General features: G+C 67.2%; 23 protein-coding genes. 8 read left to right on the forward strand and 15 right to left on the reverse strand.

The genetic code is table 11. The features are described from left to right. Positions 1 to 47: 47 nt before the first annotated feature. Positions 48 to 845 (forward strand): alpha/beta hydrolase, encoded by a 798-nt coding sequence (locus AB0M15_RS00235; RefSeq protein WP_363812341.1) that lies wholly within the window; start codon positions 48 to 50, stop codon positions 843 to 845. On the opposite strand, the gene AB0M15_RS00240 is transcribed toward AB0M15_RS00235, so the two are convergent. Then, the gene (locus tag AB0M15_RS00240) at positions 842 to 1,828 is read right to left on the reverse strand and encodes a LuxR C-terminal-related transcriptional regulator (RefSeq protein WP_363812343.1); all 987 of its coding nucleotides are present in this window, start codon (positions 1,826 to 1,828) and stop codon (positions 842 to 844) included. The genes AB0M15_RS00235 and AB0M15_RS00240 overlap by 4 nt on opposite strands. Before the next feature lie 129 nt (positions 1,829 to 1,957). Beyond that, positions 1,958 to 2,368: a hypothetical protein gene (locus tag AB0M15_RS00245; RefSeq protein ID WP_363812345.1), complete on the reverse strand. Its 411-nt coding sequence runs from the start codon at positions 2,366 to 2,368 to the stop codon at positions 1,958 to 1,960. A gap of 464 nt (positions 2,369 to 2,832) precedes the next feature. On the opposite strand from AB0M15_RS00245, the gene AB0M15_RS00250 reads away from it, so the two are divergent. From AB0M15_RS00250 to AB0M15_RS00275, 6 genes are all read left to right on the forward strand, one after another. Beyond that, a complete protein-coding gene (locus AB0M15_RS00250) occupies positions 2,833 to 3,210 on the forward strand; it encodes a hypothetical protein (protein ID WP_363812347.1) in 378 nt (125 codons plus the stop codon). Between the two features lie 96 nt (positions 3,211 to 3,306). Next, the gene (locus AB0M15_RS00255; RefSeq protein WP_363812349.1) at positions 3,307 to 3,471 is read left to right on the forward strand and encodes a hypothetical protein; all 165 of its coding nucleotides are present in this window, start codon (positions 3,307 to 3,309) and stop codon (positions 3,469 to 3,471) included. 10 nt (positions 3,472 to 3,481) lie between these two features. Beyond that, complete coding sequence (locus AB0M15_RS00260; RefSeq protein WP_363812351.1) at positions 3,482 to 4,735, forward strand: hypothetical protein; 1,254 nt, start codon at positions 3,482 to 3,484, stop codon at positions 4,733 to 4,735. Beyond that, positions 4,732 to 4,902, forward strand: a complete 171-nt coding sequence (locus tag AB0M15_RS00265; RefSeq protein ID WP_363812353.1) for a hypothetical protein — start codon at positions 4,732 to 4,734, stop codon at positions 4,900 to 4,902. The genes AB0M15_RS00260 and AB0M15_RS00265 overlap by 4 nt, the downstream gene beginning before the upstream one ends. A gap of 27 nt (positions 4,903 to 4,929) precedes the next feature. Beyond that, the gene (locus AB0M15_RS00270; protein WP_363812355.1) at positions 4,930 to 6,150 is read left to right on the forward strand and encodes an OmpA family protein; all 1,221 of its coding nucleotides are present in this window, start codon (positions 4,930 to 4,932) and stop codon (positions 6,148 to 6,150) included. 83 nt (positions 6,151 to 6,233) lie between these two features. Then, entirely contained in the window at positions 6,234 to 7,181 is a 948-nt protein-coding gene (locus tag AB0M15_RS00275) for a hypothetical protein (RefSeq protein ID WP_363812357.1), read from the forward strand. On the opposite strand, the gene AB0M15_RS00280 is transcribed toward AB0M15_RS00275, so the two are convergent. The 13 genes from AB0M15_RS00280 to AB0M15_RS00340 form a co-directional block, all read right to left on the reverse strand. Further along, positions 7,160 to 8,065, reverse strand: a complete 906-nt coding sequence (locus AB0M15_RS00280) for a hypothetical protein (protein WP_363812359.1) — start codon at positions 8,063 to 8,065, stop codon at positions 7,160 to 7,162. The two genes, AB0M15_RS00275 and AB0M15_RS00280, sit on opposite strands and share 22 nt — an antisense overlap. 135 nt (positions 8,066 to 8,200) lie before the next feature. Further along, on the reverse strand, positions 8,201 to 10,126 hold the full coding sequence (locus AB0M15_RS00285) for a hypothetical protein (protein ID WP_363812361.1): 1,926 nt from the start codon (positions 10,124 to 10,126) through the stop codon (positions 8,201 to 8,203). Beyond that, the gene (locus tag AB0M15_RS00290) at positions 10,119 to 11,270 is read right to left on the reverse strand and encodes a hypothetical protein (RefSeq protein ID WP_363812363.1); all 1,152 of its coding nucleotides are present in this window, start codon (positions 11,268 to 11,270) and stop codon (positions 10,119 to 10,121) included. The genes AB0M15_RS00285 and AB0M15_RS00290 overlap by 8 nt, the downstream gene beginning before the upstream one ends. Then, on the reverse strand, positions 11,267 to 12,493 hold the full coding sequence (locus tag AB0M15_RS00295) for a hypothetical protein (RefSeq protein WP_363812365.1): 1,227 nt from the start codon (positions 12,491 to 12,493) through the stop codon (positions 11,267 to 11,269). The genes AB0M15_RS00290 and AB0M15_RS00295 overlap by 4 nt, the downstream gene beginning before the upstream one ends. A 199-nt stretch (positions 12,494 to 12,692) precedes the next feature. Further along, entirely contained in the window at positions 12,693 to 13,211 is a 519-nt protein-coding gene (gene grpE, locus AB0M15_RS00300) for a nucleotide exchange factor GrpE (RefSeq protein WP_363812367.1), read from the reverse strand. 5 nt (positions 13,212 to 13,216) lie between these two features. Then, on the reverse strand, positions 13,217 to 14,371 hold the full coding sequence (locus tag AB0M15_RS00305; protein WP_363812369.1) for a tetratricopeptide repeat protein: 1,155 nt from the start codon (positions 14,369 to 14,371) through the stop codon (positions 13,217 to 13,219). Between the two features lie 4 nt (positions 14,372 to 14,375). Then, positions 14,376 to 15,887 carry an Hsp70 family protein gene (locus AB0M15_RS00310; protein ID WP_363812371.1) on the reverse strand — a complete coding sequence of 504 codons (1,512 nt, stop codon included), beginning with the start codon at positions 15,885 to 15,887 and terminating at the stop codon, positions 14,376 to 14,378. A 194-nt stretch (positions 15,888 to 16,081) separates the two neighbouring features. Further along, positions 16,082 to 17,110 carry a LuxR C-terminal-related transcriptional regulator gene (locus AB0M15_RS00315; protein WP_363812373.1) on the reverse strand — a complete coding sequence of 343 codons (1,029 nt, stop codon included), beginning with the start codon at positions 17,108 to 17,110 and terminating at the stop codon, positions 16,082 to 16,084. Between the two features lie 389 nt (positions 17,111 to 17,499). Next, entirely contained in the window at positions 17,500 to 18,354 is an 855-nt protein-coding gene (locus AB0M15_RS00320) for an aspartyl/asparaginyl beta-hydroxylase domain-containing protein (protein ID WP_363812375.1), read from the reverse strand. Further along, a complete protein-coding gene (locus AB0M15_RS00325) occupies positions 18,354 to 19,640 on the reverse strand; it encodes a hypothetical protein (protein ID WP_363812377.1) in 1,287 nt (428 codons plus the stop codon). The genes AB0M15_RS00320 and AB0M15_RS00325 overlap by 1 nt, the downstream gene beginning before the upstream one ends. Next, positions 19,637 to 20,641, reverse strand: a complete 1,005-nt coding sequence (locus AB0M15_RS00330) for a MupA/Atu3671 family FMN-dependent luciferase-like monooxygenase (RefSeq protein WP_363814530.1) — start codon at positions 20,639 to 20,641, stop codon at positions 19,637 to 19,639. The genes AB0M15_RS00325 and AB0M15_RS00330 overlap by 4 nt, the downstream gene beginning before the upstream one ends. A 66-nt stretch (positions 20,642 to 20,707) precedes the next feature. Then, positions 20,708 to 22,201 carry an AMP-binding protein gene (locus AB0M15_RS00335; RefSeq protein WP_363812379.1) on the reverse strand — a complete coding sequence of 498 codons (1,494 nt, stop codon included), beginning with the start codon at positions 22,199 to 22,201 and terminating at the stop codon, positions 20,708 to 20,710. 33 nt (positions 22,202 to 22,234) lie between these two features. After that, positions 22,235 to 22,435 carry an MbtH family protein gene (locus tag AB0M15_RS00340; RefSeq protein ID WP_363812381.1) on the reverse strand — a complete coding sequence of 67 codons (201 nt, stop codon included), beginning with the start codon at positions 22,433 to 22,435 and terminating at the stop codon, positions 22,235 to 22,237. Positions 22,436 to 22,752: 317 nt separating this feature from the next. Here AB0M15_RS00340 and AB0M15_RS00345 point away from each other — a divergent pair, with 317 nt between their 5' ends. Beyond that, a complete protein-coding gene (locus AB0M15_RS00345) occupies positions 22,753 to 23,571 on the forward strand; it encodes a DUF6202 family protein (RefSeq protein ID WP_363812383.1) in 819 nt (272 codons plus the stop codon). Position 23,572 lies beyond the last annotated feature (1 nt).

The following is a 23,572-nucleotide window of genomic DNA, read 5'->3' on the forward strand; positions in this document are numbered from 1 at the left end:
ACGACGTAAAGTGTTATCGTTTTTCTATACGACGTAAGGAGTTTATCGTGGTGGACTTCGAAGTACACGGCACCGGGCCGAATCTCTTGCTGCCGGTCAATCCCGCCCCGCCGGTCGAAGGCACTGAGGCCGACCAGATGCGGGCCTGGGGCGCCGATCCGGGGCTCGGGCACGCTCTCGTCGAGGGTTTCAGCAAGCGATTCCGGGTGATCGCCTTCGACTACGAGGGATTCCTCCAAGCCCATCCGAAGCCGACGACGCTCACCCCTTCGGTCCTGGTCGACGACTTCCTGGCCGTCGCGGATGCCGCCGACGCTTCGACCTTCGCGTACTACGGATACAGCTGGCTAGGCATGGCCGGCCTCCAACTCGCCATCCGCACCGATCGACTGACCGCATTGGCGATGGGCGGCTACCCACCGCTCGACGGCCCGTACGACGCGATGCTCGCCGTCACGGCCGCGACGCACGCCGAGGCGGGCCAACCTGTCTCGGGCGCCGTCGTCGAGCCCGGCGACTGGGACAGTACGGAGGTCCCCCTGACCAAGGACCAAACCCAGCAATTCCTCACGCTTTACCAAGCCCTGCAGGGTTTTGACGACCATGCCGTCACGCTGACCATTCCGCGACTCTGCATCGCCGGAAGCGCGGACAACATCCAGTACGGCGAACGCTGGGGCAACACTCTCGTCAGCATCGGCTCTGCCGTGGCCTCCAACAAGCAACTGCTCGAGGAACTCGGGTGGACGATCGAGCTACTCGACGGCCTCGACCACATGCAAGCGATGCAAGCAGCGAAGATCTTGCCCGTCGTCGAGCCGTGGCTGGCGGAGCGGCTGCTCTAGCGGGCGAGGTACTTGCGGACGTCGTCGGCGACCTGGGCGCGGTGGACCATGCCGTACTTCTTCAGGATCGCGCTGAGGTGGGTCTTGACGGTGTTGAGGCTGATGCCGAGTTCGGCGGCGAGCTGGTCGTTGTCGAAGCCGTCGACGAGGAGGACCGCCACGCCTTGCTGGGCTTTGGTCAGGCTGGCGTAGCGGCGTTCGGGGCCTTGGTCGGTGTCGAGCATCATCTCCATCAGCTCCGACTGGATCTGCTCGGTGGCGCGAACCAGCCGACTCAGGTGCCCCTGGACCGCCGCGCCCGACCCTTCGGGTTCGGCCATCGCCTCGACGGCGATCGCGCGCAGTGACGCGATCTGGTGACCGAGGTATTCCATCACTCGATCGGACGTCAGCAGGTTCTGCCCTTCGTCGCCGGCCGGCAACCGGCGGAGCGCCTCGGCGTCCTCACCCTCGCGAGTCAGTACCCGCGCCACGAACCCGCTCAGCCACTCGAACGCGCGGACCGCGTTGTCGTCGTAGCTGTTCGGCTCGTAGCTGTGCATCGACAACATGCCGAACAACCGATCGGTGCCGCCCTCACCGGCCCGGAAGATCGGCACCGTGACGGCGTCCGCCGACGTCCGGGAGAGGTCGCCGAACTGGACGCCCGAGCGCAGTACGGCACCGTTGTCATAGGCGAGCCGGTAGGTCTGCCGATGCTTCAGGAGCCACGCGGTCTGACCGTTGGGCCCGAAGTTGTGGGTGTCCGGATCGAGGTAGGTACCGGAGTCGTAGCCATAGGGGAACCGGACCCGGTTCGTGCCGTGCAGGAACCCCACGTAGAAGGTGTCCACCCGGGCGATCTTGGCGCAGACCGCCCGCACGTAGTCGTACAGACCGTAGTGGTCGCCCCGGTAGAGCGACTGGATCTTGTGGTACGCCTCGCGCAGGATGATCGCCGTCTCGGCGTCCACCCGCAGCGGAGCAGGCTTGTCGGAATTCACCGGCCGCCGTCCCCCTAGCTAGTCCTTCCTGGCAAGCAGGACTATGCCGTCGTCACGCTCGGTTGCCAAGGGGTCGGCCGGGAACACGGCGGATGCCAATAGCAGCAAGTGGCGACGGTGCCAGATGGATCAGCTCAGGGTGTCGACCAGGTCGCGCACGCTCGCGACCGTCTTCTCCCCTCGTCCCGAGGCCAGCCTGGTGAGCGCGGCGACCAGCTCCGTGTCACACTCCGCGACCGTCACCATGCCGTCCGCGGCGACTACCTTGAGTTCCCTGTGGCCCAGCGCCCGGCTCCGGTGAATCGGCCGGACCGCGCCCACTCGCAGGTCGAACACCAGTCCGCCCCGGCGACGCTCGATCTCCGCCCGCACCTGGCCGACCGCTCCACGCTCGCCTACGACGAGTACCGAAGCCATCACCGGCTGAATCCCGCGAAACGGCGGCACCTCAGCCGTCTGCGCCCCGACCCGCTCGGCCGTCTCCCGGATCGCCTGCAGATCGACGGGATCGATCACCACCACTTCACGAACGGCCTCCACCGTTTCTCCTTCTCAGCCAAGACCGTTCACGTGAACGCGGGGGTGGCGACCTGTATGACCAGTTGGATGCGGACCGCCCGATGTACCGCCCCCAGTACATCCGGCGATCGATCGTTTCGAGTTCACCACCTGGTTGAACTCAACCGACCCTTGCGACGCATCCCCAACCTGGAGCCCTGCGCTCCCCGGTCACACCGTCCACCACCACCCACGCCCACAGTTCCGAGACCCGCCCGAGTGCCCGGACCACCTGTCCCCAGTGCCCCCACCGGAACAAGCAACCCCTGAACCACCCGAACCATCGGCCTCCTCCATCCCCCCAACGCAAAGACTGTCACTCTCCGCACTTCCCGCCCATCCCCCGCAGGATGATCTTCCGCTCAACTACGTCTCACCCCACGGGTGAGACCTCGCAGCCCGGAAATCTCACGGTCCGTCAGGACCCACCGTGAGAGGGAGGCGCGATGAACAGGAAGTCGCTGGCCGGCTGGGCCGCGCAGGCATCGGCTCCGCCGCTGGAGATCCAGCGGAAGGAGCGCTGGGAGATCAGATGGAAGGCGTTCCGTGACTGCGCGCGGTACCGGCGGGTGCCGATCGGCGAGGCCACCGGCTGGACGCTGACGCTGCACGCCCGGTACTACGAGTTCTCACTCGCGCTCCGTGAGCAGCTCGAGGAGCGCCAGGACGCACTGGAGGTCGAGCAGGCGACGTTGGAGGCGCAGCTAGCCGCGCCAGCCGCCGCGCCACCCGCGTCCCGGCCCCGACCGGCCGGGGACGCCCGGCAACTGCACGACTGGGCGCGCGAACGGCGTAGGGAGCTGACGTCGCTGGACGCGCTATAGACCGGGACGAATGAACGCCGGGCGGCCACAGTCCGCCTGGCCGCCGTACAGACCGAGCTCGGTCAGCTGGAGGGCGAGTACGAGACGCTCGACGGCTTGTGCGGCGGGGCGTACCTGGTCCGCGTCGAGCTGTACAACCGCAGCCGCTACTCCAGGGCCGATCGCAAGATCACCGAAGTACCGTCCGGGCCGCCGTACGAAGGGCCGGGCTGGCGCCATCGCCGGACCCATCTGGCCAGCGTCCAAACCCGCAGCGCCTGAGGAGGCGAGCATGAAGTTCTTTTCCCGTCGCGTGCGAAACAACGGCATCGAGGCACTGGTGCAGCGCAACAGCGACCTGCCCGCCTTCACCCAGCTGCCACCGGAGTTCGACCTGCCGCTGGAGCTGAAGGCGGCTGAGGCGAAGGCGCAGGCCGACGTCCAGAGCGGCGCGTACGACGTGACCGTGGTGGAGGCGATCGAGGGACAACTCCCGTACGAGAAGGAGATCGACGCGAAGATCGAGCGACTGCGGTCCGAGGAGGAGGTCCGCCGGATCCTGTCCGAGGCCGAGGGGGACCACTTCGTCCACCATGCGCTCGAGTCGACCGAGGACAGCAAGGGCAACCAGCTCTCCTACGCCAAGCTGGAACTGCGGGCCCACCATCTCGAGACCGACCTGGCGGCCGCCGAGGAGAGCAGGGCCGAGCTCGGCCGGATCCTGCGCGGCGAGAAGCTGGCGTCCGACGACACCGACTGGAGCGCGACCGAGCCGTCGGTGCCCACCTCGGACAACCGCTGGCAGATCGTGCTGCGGCCCGAGCGGCTGAAGTTGTGGTTCACCACGGTCGGCCTGCTGATCATCTTCGGCCTCCCCGAGGGGTACGTGCTGCGGCGGATCATCGGCACCTTCCTCCACGACGAGGAGGACGTGGAGCTCACCACCGGCCTGGCCGCGATGCTGATCGTCTTCATGGTCATGGTTCCGTACGTCTGCGGAACCCGGCTGGTCGGCTGCAAGCGACGCGGCAACGCCAACCGGCTCGACAAGATCGTCTTCCTCGGCACCGCGCTCTGGGTCCTCTTCGGGGTCGCCCTGGCCCTGGCCCGGACCGACGCGTCGCGCCAGATCTTCGAGTCCGAGCAACGCGCCATCGCAGCCACCGGCGGCACGGCTCAGACCTTCTCCTACGTACCGACGCTGCTGATGTGGTTCCTCGCCGTCCTCGCCGTCGGCATCGCGATGATGTTCATCAAGGTACTGACCCACAACCCGGTCCGGGCCGACGCGATCAAGCTCGACACGACCATCGCCCTGCTGCGCCGCAAGCTCAGCAAACTGCGGTCGGAACTGGCGGCGGTGACCAACCACGCCGACTTCAAGCGCCGGATGATCGAGAAGCAGAACGAAGCACGCCGGCACGTGTACGACGTGGTGCTGGTCCGGGCCGGCACCCATGTGAAACGCCACTACCGCGACAGCCTGGTCACGATGATGGGCAGCCCCGACTTCACCACCGGCCTGACCAGCGGGGAAGTCGCATGACCTGGCGGTTCTGGAAGTGGCGGCGGATCGAGCCCGACCGGTCGGGCCGCTGCCGCGCGTGCGCGGAGCCGCTGGAGGTCTGCGAGTCGCCCGCCCACGGCCGGCTGGACTACGTGCACTGCTTCCTGAAGGTCAGCTGCCCGACCCACGGCCGGAACTGGTTCTAGAGCTTCACTATCGAGGGGGACGACCGAATGAGCACAAGACCCACCGGCCGGCGACGATTGCTGACGGCAGCCGTCGTCTTGGCCGTCATCTCGCCACTGGTTGCCTGTGGCAAGCATGAGCCGGCGAAGGCGGAGCAACTACCGATGACGTCCGACGTCGCGGTGGTGGTGAGCGTCCACCGCAACGCGCCGAAGATGTCGGGCCAGCAGGTCCTGAAAGTCCTGCCGGAGTTGACAAACGGGGACCGCCTGACCGCCGTCGGCGTGGACGGTACGGTCGACGGCCTGCCCATCGTCGACGGAAAGATCATCGGCACGGCCAAGTCGGGCCCCGACCGGCTCGACGCGATCTCCGACGCCAAGTCGGAGTTCGTCACGAAGATCGACGGCGCGGCCGCCGAGGCGGCCGAGAGCGATCCGCTGGCAGCGATCGCGGTCGCGGCCCGGCAGTTGAAGGGCAGCCCCGCCACCAAGAAGCTCCTGATCATCGCCGACCCGTTGCTGCCCACCGCGGGAGATCTGCAGTTCCAGCGGCTCGGCTTCGACTGGACGACCGAGGACATCTGGGAACGGCTGAACAGCCACAAGCCCACCAACCTGCCCGATCTACGGGACATCCATGTCGTGGTCCTCGGCCTCGGCGCCACCACGTCGCCGCAGCAAGCACTGGACGAGGGGCGGAAGAAGCAGCTGGAGGACCTCTGGCGGACGATCCTGATCCGGTCCGGCGACAAGCGCACGACAGTCGACTTCGCTTCGGCGGTCCTCGCGGCCGTGCCGTCCACGTCGCAGTTCGAGGTCTCGGTGGTTCCGGTCAAGCGACCCGAACCACCACCACCGGGCCGGAAGCCCCAGCCCTGCAAGGAACAGGTGATTCCCGAGACCGTCGTGCAGTTCAAGCCGGACACCGCCGAGTTCCTCGCGCCCCCGCAGGCCCGGGCGGCCGCCGAGCGGGTCGCGGAGGCGTTCGAGAACTGCCCGGGCAGGTTGACGGTGACCGGTACGACGAGCTCGTGGGGAACCGAGGCCGGCCGCAAGCGCGTGTCCACCGACCGGGCGGAGTCGTTCCGCAGCCTGCTCGCCGAGGTACTTAACGTCTCACCTGCCTCCATCGTCGCGGTGGGCGTCGGCAAGCACTTCGGCGCGTTCGTCAACGACCGTTCGCGAACCGGCGAACTGATTCCCGAACTCGCGATCCGCAACCGGACCGTCCGAGTCACCGTGGCACCGCTACCGCCGACGCACTGAACAGGCGCTCGGCAGCCAGGAGCGATACGGTGCGGGGTAGGTCCCCCATCGTTATCGGCTACACCGGACCGAGGTGAGAGTTTGTGAGTTCCAGAGTCGACCTGCTGACCAGGGAGCTGGACGATCTGCACAGAGGCCGCGGCATCCACGCGCCTGCCGTCGGCGAGCGCCTCGGCCCCACCCTGCGGGAGCTGATCTACGGCGACAACGAGCCCGACGAAGCCGAGAGCCGCAGCCTGATCCGGGCGACGCTGGTCTCGGCCGCGGAGGTCATACCCACCGATCTGGCCAGGGTGTTCCGGGCCGGCCTGGGAGTCGACGACACCGCGCCGCTGCTGACCGAGCGGCTCGAACGGCTCGGCCGGTTGATGGACCGGGGCAACCGGACGATGAGCCGCCGGCTGACCGAGGCGGACCGGGCCGTGGCCCAGGTACTGGAGCGCCGGGCGCTGATCAACGACGACCGTAATCCCTTTGCCACCAAGGGCTGGTACGTCGACAAGCTCGAGTCGCATGCCGTGATCGGCAAGCGCCCCCGGTTCACCAGTGTGCGTGACATCAAGTTCACCCACGACAACGTGCGGTACCTGTGCGAGTCGTTCAACGTGCCGCACAGCGCGGGGACGCCGGCCGGCCAGGAGCTCACGGTCGAGGCGACCGAAGGCGCGGAACTGGTCGAGGTGAACCGGTTCTCCCTCAGCTGCTGGCAACTGACGGTCCATCTGCCGCAGACCTTCAAGGCGATGCAGACGCATCGGGTCGGCATCGCCGTCACGATGCCGTCCCGTGCGTTCGTCCGCCCCTACAACGCGTTGGTCGCGGTACGCCGGACCCGATCCTTCCACGCCAGCGTCACCTTCGACCCCGACACCGAGGTCGGCGCCGTCTGGAGCTACGACGGCGTACCGCCGTTGTCGATCGAGGAAGGCGTTCCGACCGGCCGGTTGCTCGACCTCGGCACCGGACGATCGGTCGCCGCCGACTGGCCGATCGTGCGCCAGGGCCTCGCCTACGGAATCGGCTGGTCCTGATCGGAACACGGTGCCAGCAGATCCTCCAAGACGTCCCCCACGTCGCACTCCGCCCGATGCCCCAGCACCTCGTCGGCCGATCGGTTCAACGCCTCCTGCGCTGATGCTCCCTCCTGCAGCAGCGACCAGAACCTGGAACGCAGCGCGGCGATCGAGACCACGTCGACCGGGTCGACCGCCGTGGCCGGCAGTTCACGCTGATGCTCCTCGGTCAGCGGCCCGGTGAAAGTGAGCAGCGGATGGCGGATCGCGTCGTCGACCCACCGGCGCCCGGCGACCTGCTCAGCGACGTCGAGTACCAGAGCGATATCGGCCGACAGCTCAGCACGGGTCGCGGCCGCTCCGATCACCCGCAGCCCGCCGTCGACCGTGCTCTTCTCACCGGCCCAGACATCGACCGGCCAGACCGCGCTGCGCCGGTCGTCGCGACAGGCGTAGCCACGCATCATCCGGAACAGCATCCGCAGCCAGGCCCGCTGGTGCTCGTCCACGCCCTTGGCGTCCAGCGCGACGTTGATCCGGGCCGCGATCCCGTCGTTGCGGGTCGGCTTGGCCGGCAGGCCCCGGCGTACCCGGCCGTCGCGTTCGTAGTCGGCCACCTGCGACGACACGATCGTCCGGGCGTAGCGCAGCCGGTCCTTGACCGGTGACATCGATTCCCTACGGTCCCCCAACCGCTGGATCGCCCGCACGTAGACCTCGTGCATGATGCCCAGGCAACCATCGTCGCGGCAGAGCTGGTGGACCCTGCCCTCGTTCTCCGCGTAAGGAACTCCGCGGGTCGGGCAGTGCGCGTGCCCCACCGCCACGTGCGCTCGACGACGGAGCTTGGCGGTCCCGTACCAAACCAGCTCCGCGAGTCGATCATCAACACCTGCTGACATCCCCTCAACCCCCTGTTGCGAACCATCGCCGCCCCCCTCCGAGCGGTTGGTTGTTCCATGGTTGTGGCGAGCGCCCCGCAGGACCGAGTAGATCGAACGAACTGTCAACTATCTGTCAGGTCCAGACCGGATCGCTCAGTGGATCGGCTCCAGACCGACCCGGCCGGAGCATCTGGCGACGCCGGACGGATAGCTCAACCAGCGCGACAGAGCAACCGATCCCCACGGCATCACGATCAACGGTGGCGGCGGCAACTCCATCCCGGGTGCCGTCGGTTCGGCGGTCTCGATCGCGGCCAGCGCCGCACCGAGCAGCGAGCCGAGCGGTCCGGCCGCCTGGCCGTTCGCGGAGACGTACGGGATGGCTCGCGCCCGCAGTACTTCGAGGAGTTCCGCCATCAGCCGCGGATCCCGCAACTCCTCAGCGGCATCGATCGCCCAGCCGCGGACGTTCTCGTGCAGTCCGGCGAACGACAGCCGGTCGCTGCTGTCGGCCTTGGCGTACTCGAGTTCCTGGGCCGCGGTCAACGCGACGACCGCTGCCTCGAGCGCCTCCTGCGGTTGCCGAAGCACCTTGAGGTGAAGGCAGGCCGCGGTGGAGGCTGCTGCGCAGGTAGCCGCCAGCGAGCCGGCCGCCGCGCTCTTTCGCCAGCTCGCATCCAGCATGCGTACCGCCTCGGCCGGCTGCCCGGCGGCCAGCTCGATCATCACGTCGGCCATCTCCAGGCCCGACCGGATCAGCAGTGGATAGCCACCTGGCTTCGCCTCCTCCAGCCTCCGGTACGCCGTACGCCCCAGCTCCGCTGCTTGCCGGGCTTCCGGGACTCGTTCGAGGCTGGCCAGCATCATGGTCTTGATCGCGTACAGCGAGACGACCAAGTGCCCTTGAGTGGCCGGTTCGCACTCCGCCACGGTCCGGTCGATCAAGTCGAGTTCCCTGGCGTCAACCACCCCGGAGCGGATCCGGAGTACCAGGTCGTTGAGAACCTTGACGGCGTCGTCCGCAGTACCGTGCTCCGGCGAACCGAGCACACCGGTCGACCACCGGACCAGGACTTCGAACCGGCCTCGCTGTTCGTCGCTGCCCGCCTGCCTGATCCACGGCTCCACGCTCCGCACCGCCTGTTCGACCGCAATCGGATCGCCCGCGATCACTCCGGTCTCGGCGCGTGTGAGGTGCCAGTCGGCCCGGACCAACTCGTCGGCTTCGTCCCAGTAGAGCCGCGCCTTGGCGAGGTGGTCGAGCGCCGCAGAGACGTCGTTGTCCTGCACGGCCGCGCTGGCGGCAAGCACGCTCAGATCGGTACCACCGGTGCCCTCCGGCCACCAGTGCGGCCTGGCCAGGATCCGGTCGATCAGCGCCCGGATCTGCTCGATCGGCCCGTCGGCCGCGTGCACGTGCTCGATCGCCGCTGCCTGGGCGACGATGACCTCGTTCCAGAACTCCGGGTCTCCGTCCGGCTCGGTCTCCTCGACCAGCAGACCGGCCCGCCAGGCCCATTCCGCCGCATCGACCAGTTCCTCGCGCTCGCTCAGCGCAACCGCCAGTTCGGTGGCGCACGCGATCCGTACCGTCGGGTCGTCGGACAGTCCGTAGGCCTCGACCCAGTCAGCGATGCTGCTCTGGACGTTCCCGCGCTCGCGCTCGGCGTCGGCGCGGGCCATCAGCGCCTCGGCCCGCGTCTCGGCCTCGACCGTGTCCCCCATCGCCAGCAGTGCGGACATGTCGGCGATCACCGGCTCCGGTCCGGTGGTCTCGGGGTCGAGCCGGACGAGCAGCAGCCAGGCGAGCTCAGGACACGGTACGACCAGGACGAACTCGCAGACCGCGTCGAGACACGGTGCCAGCATCGGCGGCGGCTCCTCGTCACCCTCGGGCCACAGATCGCTCAGATAGCCACGGAGCTCCTCGGCGAGCGCATCGTTCCAGCGGCCCGGGTCGGTCGACCGACCGGCCACAAGCACCATCTCGCGCACGAGCGGTACGACATCCTCGCCTGCGATCAGACCGGCCTCGAAGCGAGCCAGCAACTCCTGCAGGGCCTGGAAGGTGTCATCCACGGTCGCCGCCCGGGGCCAGGTAGCTGGTCAGCGCGGCCCAGTACAGCGGAGACGTCTCCGGTGCCGGATCGGCCTTCCAGGCTTCGAGTTTTGCCAGCTGCCAGTCCCGCAGAGCCAAGATCGGACTCTCCGAGCGATGAGCACGATGTACTGCGAGCGCCAACTCGGTCGCAGGCAGCCCGGAGGAGCGCAGCCGATCGGCCGGCAGCGTCCACCGGGTCCACGTCACCAGTTGCGCCCCCGCGTTGATCGCTGCCACCGGGAGTCCATCCGCCTCGGTGAACCGGGCATCGTCGCTGCCACAGCCGATCAGCGCGACCCGGGCGGGGGCGGGCCAGCGGGCAGGATCCGCCAGCCACATTCCGGCCGTCAGCGGATCGCGGAACCCGTGCCGCTGGAACACGAGTGCGGCCGCCTCCGGTCGTTCCGGACTGCCCACGGTCAGCTGGCCCAGGTACAGCAACCTCGACCAGGTACGTTCGGTCAGGGTCCGGGCGGCCTCATCGGCACTCATCGTCTGCTTGCCTGGGGCAACAACATCGTCGACGGCCAGCCCGCCGGGGCCGATCAGTTCGGCCGGCAACCTGCCCGGGTAGATGGCACACTCGCCGGAGAGGCTGTCCTGCGCCGGCCCGGGGTCCACGATCACGAGTCCCGGTGCGGCCGGGACGACCGGGAGCGCCGATCTGGCCCGCGTGGCCTCGATTCCGGGTGACATCGCGCTGACCAGGACGGCCCGCTCGATCAGTCGGGTATTCGTGCGGTCGTCGACCGACACCGCCTCCCACGGCACAGTGGCCGGCCAGCCCCGCGCCGCGATCTGCACCGTATGCCTGCGGTTCTCCCGCAGACCTTCCAGCAGAACGGGTGGCAGCAACCTGGCGCCGAGCAGCCTTGCCGTCGCCCGCTCGAGGATCGGATCGGCCAGGCTGTTCCTGGACAGGTCGATCTGCCCGTCCGCCGATCGTTGCGGAGCGATGGCCAGGCTCGACGTCGCGGCATCGCGGCTGTCCCTGATCACTCCCCCGGCGATCGCGGACGCCGGCCTCGTACCGTCGGTGTGCAGCAGGGACCACGCGACATGTGCGCCCATCGGTTCGAGGGTGAGGCGCCAAACCGTCTGCTGGTGGGTGATCAGTGTCATGAATCCGCCGGGTGTGCCGCGGCGTACCAGATCTCGGCCAGTGTCGCCCCTACTGCCGTTGGTTCCAAGGCGAAGCACTGCGCGGCGGCTGCGCTGTCCGGTAGTTCGGTGTAGCGGCGAGCCGCGAAAGCGAGGGCCTCCGTACCGATCGTGGTGAGGTCATCGCGTATCCCGGCTGGGGCGACCGAGGCCAGCCGTAAGCAGCACAAACCTCGAGTGGCCCAGCGGACAGCGGCGGCGCGCATCGCTTCGGCACCGCGGCGTGGGAGTTGCGGGATCCCGCGGCTCTCGACTTCCACAGACAATGCCGATCCCTGGGAGTTCCGGACCTTGTCTGCGACGACCGGATCCAGCCGGCCCGACCCCATCAGCGCTCCGTTCTCCGGACGGAGCGTCAACTCGACGACGGCGAGCGGTTCCGGCCACGCAGACGAATGCAAGGTCGCCTGCAGTTCGGGTGGTGGCGGCAATGCGTCCGGTACCACCAGAAGTTCCGCGTACGGCGACGGCGGAAAGGTCCTGACCACGACGGTCAGCAGATCCCCGCCGGCCCGCGCCAGGATCCGCCAGGACACGGCATCCTCGGCACGAGAGGTCGCGGTCGGCGATGTCCGATCCCAGTCGACCGGCCCCCAGCCACGACGCAGGAGCGAGTCGTCCTTGCCCATCACCGGCGCACCTCGCGGACTGAGCTCACCGATCACTGCCCAGGCACGGCCGGGCTCCACGGCGGGAGGTACCGACGGTATCGAGTCGAGCAGCGCCTGACCACGAGTGTGGTCCTCGTCGAGAAGGTCACCGAGGCGGGTGGTCAGGATGTTCTCCTCGGCAGCAAGCAGCGGACGGTCGAGGGCTATCGGACAGCGGGCGGCCAGCCAGCGCAGTACGCCGAGGCTCACCAAGGCATCGCGACTTGGTGATGCCATCAGTGGAAGGCGGATCGGTCGGTCGCCCGCCGCGTTCACCGCTGCAGCAACCTCGGCGCCGTAGATCGCCTCGACGGCACACGCCTGGGACGGGTCGCTGATCCGTAGCTGGCCTGGACCGTGCGGCGCCATCGGATCGACGGCCAGCAGGCCTCCGGTGACAGCGATGAAGCTCAGTCCGGCGGCGCCCACCGGTGGCGGGCCGATGACGACGGCTCCATCCGGCCCGGTACGGACCTCGACGTCGCCGTCCAGGTCCGGTGCGAGCGGGCTGTGCACAGTGGTGCTCCGGTTCATCTGCTGCCCACCACTCTTCCGACGACGGGGACCGAATTCAGGCCCTCACGACTTACCGACGGACAGACGCCGCAGCGCCGGCCGGAGCGCGAACGAACGCGGCGCCGTCCGGACTGACCGGATGCCGCCGCGCTCGTTCTCCTCCCCCTGCTACTGCCTCACACGCTCACCGATGTCATGCCGAACGGCACCCAACACATCAGCTTTTTCCCCCTCCGGTTGTGTTGTCTTCCCCCACACCCGCGGTCTCCCGCAGGCAGCTTGTTGTCGATGGCAACTGACCGACGGTGACCTCGGCGGGGCGCAGTACCGTCCCGTCGATGACGTAGCCGGGCCTCAGCTCCGTCGCGACCACACCGTCGCCGGCCGGGTCGGTGACCTCGAGCCGGGCGACCGCGTGATGGAACCGTGGATCGAACGGCAGGCCGGCCGTCGGACCGAGCCGGAGCACCCCGGACCGGGTCAGGATCTCGGTCAGCTCGTCGCGGACCGAGGCGAGTGGAGCCTCGGCGTCGATCCGGTCGAGGACCAGCACCAGCTGGTGTAGTACCGGCGCCAGAATCGCCGCTGCCGACCGGCTGTCGGCGTTGTCGAGGCGTTTGGAGAGCTCGTCGACGACCTGTTGCTGAGCCTTGTCGTTCAGCAGGCGCCGACGGAACATGTCGCGCAGTCCCGCCAACTCCTCGGTCAGCGTCTGAAGGTCTGTGCTGGTCTCCATCCGGGTCAGATCCCGGGCCGGAGCAGGCGCCCGCTCTCGGTCAGCGCCTTCAACTTCTGCTTCCACACGGGCAACCGACGGGTGGTCGTGAAGATCGCCGCGATCAAGCCACCGGCGACCAGGCCGAAGAACACGGCCCCCGCGCTTCCGCTGAACCCGGCGAAGAACGGGATCACGCCGAGCAGGATGAAGGCTCCGATCCAGGGACCGCTGCCGTCCAGGTTCCAGCGGATGGTGCGGCTTTCGGCGGCCATCTCGATCAACCGCTCGCCCAGCTTGCGGATCTCGGCGTCTTTGGACTTCAGAGCCCGGATCCGGCTGCCCTGCGCCTCGACCCAACGGATCTGAGCCTCGGACACCACCGCGTATCCACCGGCGTCGACCATCCGGCCGTTGTAGACGAACGGCTTGATCTGGCCGAGGGAATCCAGCGCGTTGTCGTGCAGAGCCAGACCGAGGTAGTACTTGTACACCTCGGTATCGGGGAACTCCTTGACCAGGGCCTCCATCAACTCGACGGCCCGGTCGGCCTTGTCGTCCTGCAGGTAGGCGACCGCGATCGAGGTCCGGTACTCCGGGTTGCCCGGCTCGAGACGCAGGGCGTGCTCGTACTCGACCAGCGCTTCCTTCCACTTGTCCTGCGCCGCGAAGGCCTCGGCAAACCCGTAGTGGTAGAGCGCCGAGTCGGGCCGCAGCCTGATCGCCTCGACGAACTCGTAGCCCGCATCCCGCCCGTTCCCGAGCAGGAACGACGAGTGGGCCCTCAGGAACCACGCCTCGGCGTCGTTGCCCTCCTTGCCGATCGCCTCCCTCGCCGCGTAGTTCGCGGCGCCGGGGTTGTCGGCGAGCAGGTACTCGCGGGCCTTGTCCAGCCAGCTGCCCGCGATCTCGCCGGCGGGCGCCTCCGGCTCGGACGGCCGCTGACCAGCTCGCTCGCGGTCGTACCCCTGCCGGGTCAACTGGTTCAGCAGCACCTGTTCGGCGCGGTCGATGTCGCGGACCCGGGCCTCGGCCTCCGCCCGGCGGTCCGGGTCGGCACTGGTCTGCCGCTTCACCCACTGCCGTCGCTGTTTGGTGACCGCGGACCGGATCTCTTCCTCGGTCGCGGTGGCCGGCACCTGCAGGACCTGGTAGAGGTCCACAAACTGCGTCGTCTTCATCGTCTCAACTCACTTCCAGTTCATGGATCTTGCGGGTGGCCTGGTCTCTTTCGGCCGGCGTCATGTTCGCCACGTCGGACACCTCGAAGGTGCCCAGCGACTGGTGGCTGGTCAGATCGATCAGTTCGATGAAGACCGTCTGGTCGAGGTCGTAGGCGAAGGCGACCGAGACCGGCGCGCCGGCCGGATACGGCGGGATCGACAGCTCCCGCTCGCCGATCACCTTCACGTAGGCAGCGTCCTGGTCATCGCCTTGGGTGACCTGGACGAACAAGCTCGTCTGGTTGTCGACCACGGTGTGGAACAGCTCGCTGTTCGACGCCGGGATCGGGGTGTTCGGCGCGACGATGACGACGTTCTCCATCCGGGACGTGCCCTCGATCCGGGCCAGTGTCCCGAGGCCCTGCGAGGTGACGTCGCGAATGCTGATCGGTACGCCGTTGACCTCCGGCATCGGGCCCTGGCCGTTGCCGGCGGTCAGCACCTGTGCCTGGACGGCGGCCCCGAGCGCCACGATCTCGTCCGGGTTGACGGCGGACTCCGCGACCCGGTGCGACATCTTCGCGACCATCGCGCGGACCGCGGGCATCCGGGTGGAACCGCCCGCCAGCAACACCCGGTCGATGTCGCTCCAGACCAGCCCGGCGTCCTCGATCAGGATCTCCGCGAGGTCGCGGGTCCGGCTGACCAGGTGCGCCGTGACGTCCTCGAACTCGGCCCGGGTGATCTCGATCGTCTCGGTGCTGCCACCGGCCGAGATCACCACCCGGGCGGCCGGCATCATCGTCAGCGCGTGCTTCGCCCATTCCGCCCGGTCACGCAGGTCCGCCTCGGTCCGGTCGTCGTCCAGCAGGTCCGGTCCGCCGGCCGCCTGGAACCGTTCGTTGATCAGCCGCATCAAGGCGTTGTCCCAGTCGAAGCCGCCGAGGTTGCGGTCGCCGCTGGTCGCCAGTGTCTCGAACTCGCCATCGGCGATCCGCATGATGGTGACGTCGAAGGTCCCACCGCCGAGGTCGTAGACCAGCACGGTGCCGACGGTCGGCCGGTTCGCGCCGTACGCGAGGGCGGCCGCGGTGGGCTCGTTCAGGACCCGGTGAACCGTCAGGCCGGCGATCGCTCCCGCGTCCTGGGTCGCTCGCCGGGCGCCGTCGTCGAAGTACGCCGGTACGGTGATCACCGCGTCGGTCACCGGCTCGCCGAGGTACGCCTCGGCATCCTCTTTGAGCCGCCGCAGGATGATGGCCGAGATCTCCTCCGGGCGGAACTGCCGGCCCGAGCCGGTCTCGAACCGCCAGGCCGGATCCCCCATCGCCCGTTTCACGAACTGCACCGTGTCCAGTGGCTCGATCGCGGCCGACCGCTTGGCGGTCGCACCGACCAGCGCGACGTCGCCGGAGAAGAAGACTACGGACGGTGTGATCCGCTGCCCCTCGGCGTTCGGCACGATCTCCGGCCGGCCGGACCGGTCCACGACGGCGACCGCCGAATACGTCGTACCCAGATCGATTCCGATCATCAACCCCACAGCGCACCTCCCCGTGCTGAATTCCCCGAAAAGATGGTTGCGCGGAATGCGGCCCGGGCACTATCCCCCACCGGGTGAAATCAAATACCGCGATTCTCACCTTCCGGGTGAGCGCGGATTATCCGGGCGCACGAACGGCCGGGCCGGCTCACAAATGTGAACCGCCCGGCCCGGAAAACCCCATATCAATTCCCCGGTGACATCCTGCCCAAATGCGCCGAGATGTCGTCGGCGAGCTGGGACCGCTCGGTCATGCCGTATTTCTCCCGGATCCGGGCCAGGTGCGATTTCACCGTCTCGGCGGAGACGGACAGCCGCTCGGCGATGGCGGGATTGGTGAGCCCGGCGGCCAGCAGGACGGCGACCGCCTGCTCGCGTTCGGTCAGGGTGCCGAAGCGCCGGCTCGGTTCGTCGTCGACCCGCAGCAGCAGTTCGGTGAGGTCGGTCTGGAAGCTCCCGCACTCGTGCCCGAGATCGTCGAGCGCGCCGGCCGCAGCCGCCGTACCGACCTCGCCGCCCTTGAGCTGTCCAGCGGTCGCCTGCAACTGCCCCCGCAGCCGATCAAGCCTGGCCACCACGTAATCCACCACGCTCTCCGCGGTCAGCGGCACAACCGAGCCGCCTCCCACACCGGGAAGCAGACTGATCACCCGGTCGTCCTCCCAGTCCCGGTTGAGCGCCCGGGACAGCACCTCCGCCAGCCACTCGAAGGCAGCCACTTCCTCGTCCCCGTACACGTGGGCCTGGTACGAGTGCATCGAGACCACCCCGAAGATCTCCCGCCGCGCCTCCGGCAACCTGAACAACGGAACCGTGACCACATCGGCAGACATCTTCCGCGGATCCCCGAACGACAACCCGGCCCTCACCACCTTGCCGCCATCCATCCGGTACCGATACGTACGCTGTTCCCGGAAAACCCAAGCAGTCGGCCCATTGGGCGCAAACGTATGCGTCTCCGGCACATCATACTTCTCGCCGTCATAACAATAAGGCAACCGAATCCTGGTCGCCCCCTGAAACAAACCAACATAAAACGCGTCGACACTAGTGATCCCCGCCATCACATTACGAACCAGGTCATAACGCCGATAATGATCCCCACCCGGCAACGCATTGATCTTCCCGTGCGCCTCGGACAGAATCGCCGCCGTTTGCGGGCCCACATCCAGCACTCGCGGATGCATGCGTTTTCCCCCGTAGAACTCAGCCATGTCGATCCCGCCGCGCGGTCCCACTCCCCTCCGTCACATCGCCACAACCCCACGCACCGTTACAGAGCGCATCCAAAAACCAGGCAACGATGCCACAACGTTGCCCAACCACATCCCACCCCTGACGGACACTTCACCGGCAGCGAGCACGGCCAAGCGGTCGACTGATCGCCGGCTACGAGGAGGGCGCGACCCGGCGAGAGGGGTCACCATGCGCGTCAAGGGCTTCAACGGAGCGACTGTCATCACGACCTTGCGAAAGCACAAGGTGTGGATCAGGCCGCGGATGGATCTACTCGGAGACTGCCAAGCGCGTCGTCAGCCGCCCGAGGCCGGGAGCAGACCAGCGAACACCTTTGCCCGTGCCCGAGGCATCAGGCATGTGACGGTCAGCGGTGGACCAGGTAGTAGTCCGCTTCCTGCGTCACCCGCTCAAGGACTTCGGGCCGGCCCGAAGCGGCGGCGATCTTCTTCATCCAGACGAAGATGTCGTCGGCCTGGATGTCCGCACCGAAGTGCAGTTTGGTCAGCATCGCCATGATGTCGCGGTAGTTGTTCAGATCGATCAGGTGAGCAAGGCCCAACAGTGCCTCGCTCTCTTCGGCGAGCAGCGGTCGGCGCTCAACGACGTTCTCCGCCGGCACGCCCGGCACCCACTCGGCCGGCGTCATCAGCACATCCTGGACGCTTCCGGCAACGAAGTCACAAGTGAGGTGGATACGTTCGACGTCCCAGAAGGAGGCGACGGTATGCGTCCGGCTGGCATCGAGGAACCACATCTCACCGGCCCGCATATGGAAGACGCGGTCACCTTGCGAACTGAAGCAGCGCTCGGAGGTGCGCAACGGCAGATGGATGCGGATCATGTCTTTGTCGAGTTCGAGATAGTCGCGATGCGGCACCATGACACAGCCCGGCGGCAGCACCAGCAACCGGGCGAACTTCAGGTACTCGATCCGGAAGAGCGCAGTGATCAGCTCGCTCACATACGGCAGCGCCCGACCGTGCTCGGTGGGCTGGGCCGAACCCGGGTAGTCGGAGATGAGAGATGTCTTCAGCGTTCCGTCGGAGTTCCAGAGCATGGCGCCGCGCTGGGCGCGACCGAAAGCGAAATCGCTGTACGAGTCGAAGTACGGAAGCCGATCCATCACCGCCAGATCCTGGGCGAGCCGGGCATCGTCGAACGTCACGGCGGCAAGACGGCCGGTGCGCTGGGCGCTCGGTATTTTGTAGGTTTCGGTCATCAGGTCCTCCACGGGCGGCTGAACGGGTGACTCGACGTGTCCGCGACGAAGAAAGGCTCGCCGAAGGTTTCCCGGATCCGGTCCCGCGCGTGCGGTTTGCACACACCGTTGTCACGCGCGTCCGCGAGCGTCTCCGCCAGGAGCATCATGCTTTCGGGGCCGGCGCCGAGGAAGGTCACTTCGTTCGTTCCCAGCCGAAGACAAGGTCCGGGTATCCCCGGCAGATCGGTTTGGACATTGAGACGAATCCCGGCGAACTTCACCTCCTGGGTGAAGCGCCAGATCGAGAAATCGTCGTTCGGCGGCACCCAGATCTGGTGCGTCGCGATCGAGTCCGCGTCGTGGACGGTGAAACCTCGCTCGGCAAGTTCTGCGGCGAGATGCTTCGCGTTGGCAACGACCTGACGGGCGTACGCCGGCCCGAAGTGGCGGAACTCGCAGGCCGCGATGCCCAGGGCAACCGTCTCAGCGAAGTGGTGACTGCTCACAAGATCGAACTGTGCGCTGAGGAACCGCTGCCGAATCTCGGTTTCGCCGGTGAACAGGACGCCCTTCTGAGGTCCGGGAAAGGACTTGTGGGTCGAACCACCGAAGCTGTCGGCGCCGACTGCCAGCGGGTTGGCCAGTACGCCGCCGAAAACCAGACCGAGGGTGTGGCTTGCATCGACATGGATCCGCAGGCCTGGATTGATGGCTTTGGCCAGCGCCACCGTAGCGGCCACATCGACCGCACCGACGAAGTTCTGGAGGTCGAGGTAGAGCAGCTTCACCTGCTGGTCATCCAGAGCCGCCCGAAACGACGACTCATCAGGCTGTCCTCGATCGAACCGGACGGCCCGTGGCACGAAACCGAGCCGGCTGATCAGGGACTCGGTCGCGAAGTGACCGCCGGTGGAGCGTGCGACGTACGCGACCGGTGTCCCCGACGGACCGGCCTGCGCCGAAACAGTCATGAGCATCGCGCTGAGACCGGAGATCGGTCGTGCATTGACGTAGATCTCGCGATCCCCAACGCGGGCCAGCTCGGCCAGATTCGGCAGCACGAAGTCTCGTTCGATCGCGCCGATGTCTTCGCCGCCGCGGAACTCCCAGAAGTCGTCGCGCAGCTCGTCGTTGAAGAAATAGCGGTTGTAGAAGTCGGTGCTGAGTGGCATCCGGGCCAGCGGCGACAGCCGGTTCTCGCTCGGCACCAGATTCAGTGCGTGCTCGGACTCTTCTGCGGCGGCGGTCAGCTGCCCCCACCACTTCGACAGGTCTTCCTCGGCGCGCGCTCGCAGAGTGCTCAACGGTTCTCTCCAGGAAGAAAGTGCTCAGCGAATCGCTTGAGGCCGCCTAAGACCGCTTCCGCAGGCAGCCCGAAATCGATGAGGCAGGCGATCTCGTCGACACCTTGCTCCTGAACTTCGGCGATCGTCTTGGCTGCCTTCTCGGGTGAGCCGAGCAACGAGCCGGTCAGGTAGTACTTGTCGAACGCCACGTCGAGAAGCTCCTCGACCATCGCGTCGTCGATGGTCGACGCCGCTGCCTTGTCGGCCCGGCCGCGGTCATACAGCGACAGTGCCGACCGAAGATAGTCGCGCAGCGGATCCTGCACGACGGCCCGGACGTCCTCGCCCTCCGCGCCGATGTAGGTGTGCAGCATCAAAGTGACGATGCCGCCCTCCGATTTCCGCGCGGCGCGGTAGGCGGCGATGTTCTTGGCCAGCACCGGCAAGTCCTGGGCGATGAGGTGGGTCAGCACGTTCGTCCCGCGCCGGCCCGCCTCCTCGTAGGTGGCGGGGCTACCGCCGGAGGTTGCCCACATCGGGAGTTCCGGCTGAACAGGATGCGGACGGATGCCGACCTCGGTCCGTTGGCCGGCACCGTTGCGGCGTTCGATCTGTTCGCCGCGCCACAACGCGTTCAGCTCCTCGAACTGGTCCCACATGACCTCTTTGCGCTGCTCGAAGCGGTCCGGCTGCAAAACGAAGTCGTTGACGTTCCAGCCGCTGCCGATCGAGATCGCTACCCGCCCATTACTGAGGTTGTCGACCATCGACCACTCTTCGGCGACCCGGATGATGTCGTGCAACGGCGTGATGACGCTCCCTGCGCGAATCTCGATGCGCCGGGTGGTTGCGGCCAGATGCGCCGCGATCACGGCCGGATTCGGGAAGATGCTTCCGAAGTCGCCGAAATGGCGCTCCGGCACCCACACCGCCCGGAAACCGAGGTCGTCGGCGAGTTTGCCGGCATCCAGCACCAATCGGTAGCGATCGGCCTGCAACGGGGCGCTCGAGAAGAACATGACGGAGTAGTCGACCACGATGATCTCCTGATCATTTCTGTGAAATGGGGGCGGCGTGAGGAAGGTTCACCGGCTCGCATAGACGCCCTCCAGCAGGTCCGCGCAAGCTCTTCGGTCGGCCTTGCCTCTGTCGTTGAGCGGAAGGCCGGCCAGTACGACGATGCGCGTCGGGACCATGTACCAAGGGATGTGCCGGCGAAGCCGCGCTCGCAGTTCGCCGGCCGGCGGGACGATGCCGGTGCACGCCGCGGCCAGCTCGAACTCCCCGTTCGGCTTCATGACTGCGTGGACCACGGCATCGTCCACGCCCGCGTGGACACGCAGCGCGCTCTCGACCTCGTCGAGTTCGATCCGGTAACCACGGATCTTCACCTGGTGGTCCAGTCGTCCCAGATGGACGAGCATCCCGTCGGCGAGCGCAACCTTGTCACCCGTTCGGTACCACGAGGAGGAGTCCGGAACCGGCTGACGAAGTTCGGCGTCGGCGAACCTGGCCTCGTTGTCGGCGGCGTCGAGATACCCGGAGAATCGCTGCGGTCCCCGAGCCTGCAGCTCTGCGTCGTCGGCGCTGATCCGAACCTCGACATGAGGGTAGGCCTCGCCGATCGGGACGGTTCCGTTCTGGGTCGTCGGCCACGCTGCCGGGTCCTCGGGCAGCCGGTACGCAGTCATGGCTATCGTGACCTCGGTCGGACCGTAAAGGTTCTCCAGCACGCTGTTCGGCGCGGCATCGGCCCATGCCTGCGCCTGGGAAAGCGTAAATCGCTCTCCACAGAACAGACTCCAGCGCAGTGACGGCATGCTTCGGGCCGGCAGTTGCTCGCTGTTGAGTGCCATGGAGACCATCGACGGCACGGAGAACCAGTGGGTCAACCGGTGCTCGTTGACAAACGTCACCGGATCGTGGAGATCGTCGACCGAAGGCACGACCAGGGTGCCCCCCGCTCCCCAGGTCACGAACATGTCGAAGACCGAGAGGTCGAAGGTCAGGTGGAACATCTGAGACCGGCGACTGCCGGGCCCCATGCCGTACCGGGCGATGTTGAACCTGAGGAACTCGTCGAGGTTGCCATGACGGATCGGCACCCCCTTGGGGCGACCTGTCGACCCCGAGGTGAAGAGCAGGTAGGCAAGGTCGTCCGGGCTGCCGGTCCAGTCCGGCAGGTCATCATCGATCGCGATCCGGCCGGCCTCTGACACCTGCAGGACGGATGGCACGACGCTGTCCAGGCCTCGGCTCTCGGCTCCCTCACCGGCCACGACACAGTCCAGCCCGGCCGTTTTCGCGATCTGCGCAAGGCGTTCGGGAGGATGAGAGGGGTCGAGAGGAACGACGACGCCACCGATCCGTAGCACGGCAAGATACGAGGCATAGTCTGCGACAGTGCGGCTCACCAGGAGCCCGACCCGCGGACGGGCGACTTGCTCGGCCAGCAGGCGGTGCTTGATCCGACGGGAGAAGTCACCGAGTTCGGCATAGCTGAATCGCCGGCCGTCGATGATCAGTGCGGGTTCGTCGGGGAACTTCTGAACGCTGTGACTGAACCAATCGTGCAGCATGTCATCCCCCAGGCAACCGTGGTCTGTGGACCTCTACGTTCGGGCGCGAAGACTCAGTGGCCGCATGTCTGTCCAGTGCCGATCGATGTAGCCGAGGCAGTCCTGCCGGCTGCCGTGGCTGACTTGCTGCCAGCCGGCCGGCACCTCGATGTCGGCGGCCCACAACGAGTGCTGTTCCTCCGCATTGCGAAGAACGAGGTACGAGCCGGTGTGGTCCTCGAACGGATTGTTCATGACGTCTTCCCTCCCTGCCTCGTGCCCGTTGCCGTACCGAACGCGATCGCTATGAGACCACCTCGTGGGTCCGTCTGGCAACAGACTCCGGGCGGCATCGGCCCTGCTGTGCTTGGCTGACCAGGCCGATTGCAGCTTCCTGCAATCTCTGGCGATCCAGCCACCCGAGACCACGAACGCTGCTAGGTTCTGGGTACCAGCGGGACGGCCCCAGGGGCGCCGAAACTGGCATCTGTCCTGTCTTCTGCAGATGACGAGCCACAGTCCTTGGCCGCACGTTTCGAGTATCTCGACCATCGACATTCGGAGGACTTGCTGTGAGCCAGAGCGGCTTGATGCCGGAAGTCGGCACCGACCTCGAAGAGCGCGTGACACAACTGATCGCCGCCGCGGGGCTGGCCCGGCCCGACAACCGTTTCTTCGCGGACGCACAGTCGGTGCAGGACGTGGATCCTCGTGCGGCACTGCGGATCGCGGTGGCCTGGCAGGCGATGACACGGGCGTTCATGTTCACCACCATCGCCAGTCTCGGAACTCTTTCCGCTCGCCTGGCCACCGGCGACGAGCCGGATCGTGAAGTGCTGGGTGCGATACAGACCGCTTACAGCGTCATCGGCGACGACATGGCGAACGTCGCGCCGGATTTCAGCGCCGTCGCGCCGGCCGGCGCCGCCGGAGTGCACTACGTCTGGTGGGCGGACACGATCGTCGCGCCACTCGCCGAACACCTTGGCGACGAGGCAGTCCTGGCCGCGGCCGAGCTCGGCGATGGTGTCACGGCACTGATCGCCGGCATGCAGCAACTGGCGTCGGCGCCGCTCGGTGGCGCTGTCCAGCTCCGTGTCGTCGAGGCTATCGCGCTCGACATCGCCGTGGCGTTCCGGCGTATCTACTCGAAGGTGACGCTGGGCGAAACCCAGCCGTATCGCGCACCGGGAGCCCTGGCCTGGGTGGACTCACACGTCAAGGCAGAGATTTCGCACTCCAAATCGGTGAGCGACGACGAGACCGGCATGACCGCGATGGCGGCCACCAAGGAAGAGCAGGAGGAGTTCTTCCTGCTCGCCGAGGAGTACACCGCGAACTGGGCCCGTGCGCTGGACGAATTCGACCAGGCGCTGACCGCGGGTCACTGAG

It is taken from the genome of Kribbella sp. NPDC051718, from assembly GCF_040681515.1.
Taxonomy (GTDB): domain Bacteria; phylum Actinomycetota; class Actinomycetes; order Propionibacteriales; family Kribbellaceae; genus Kribbella.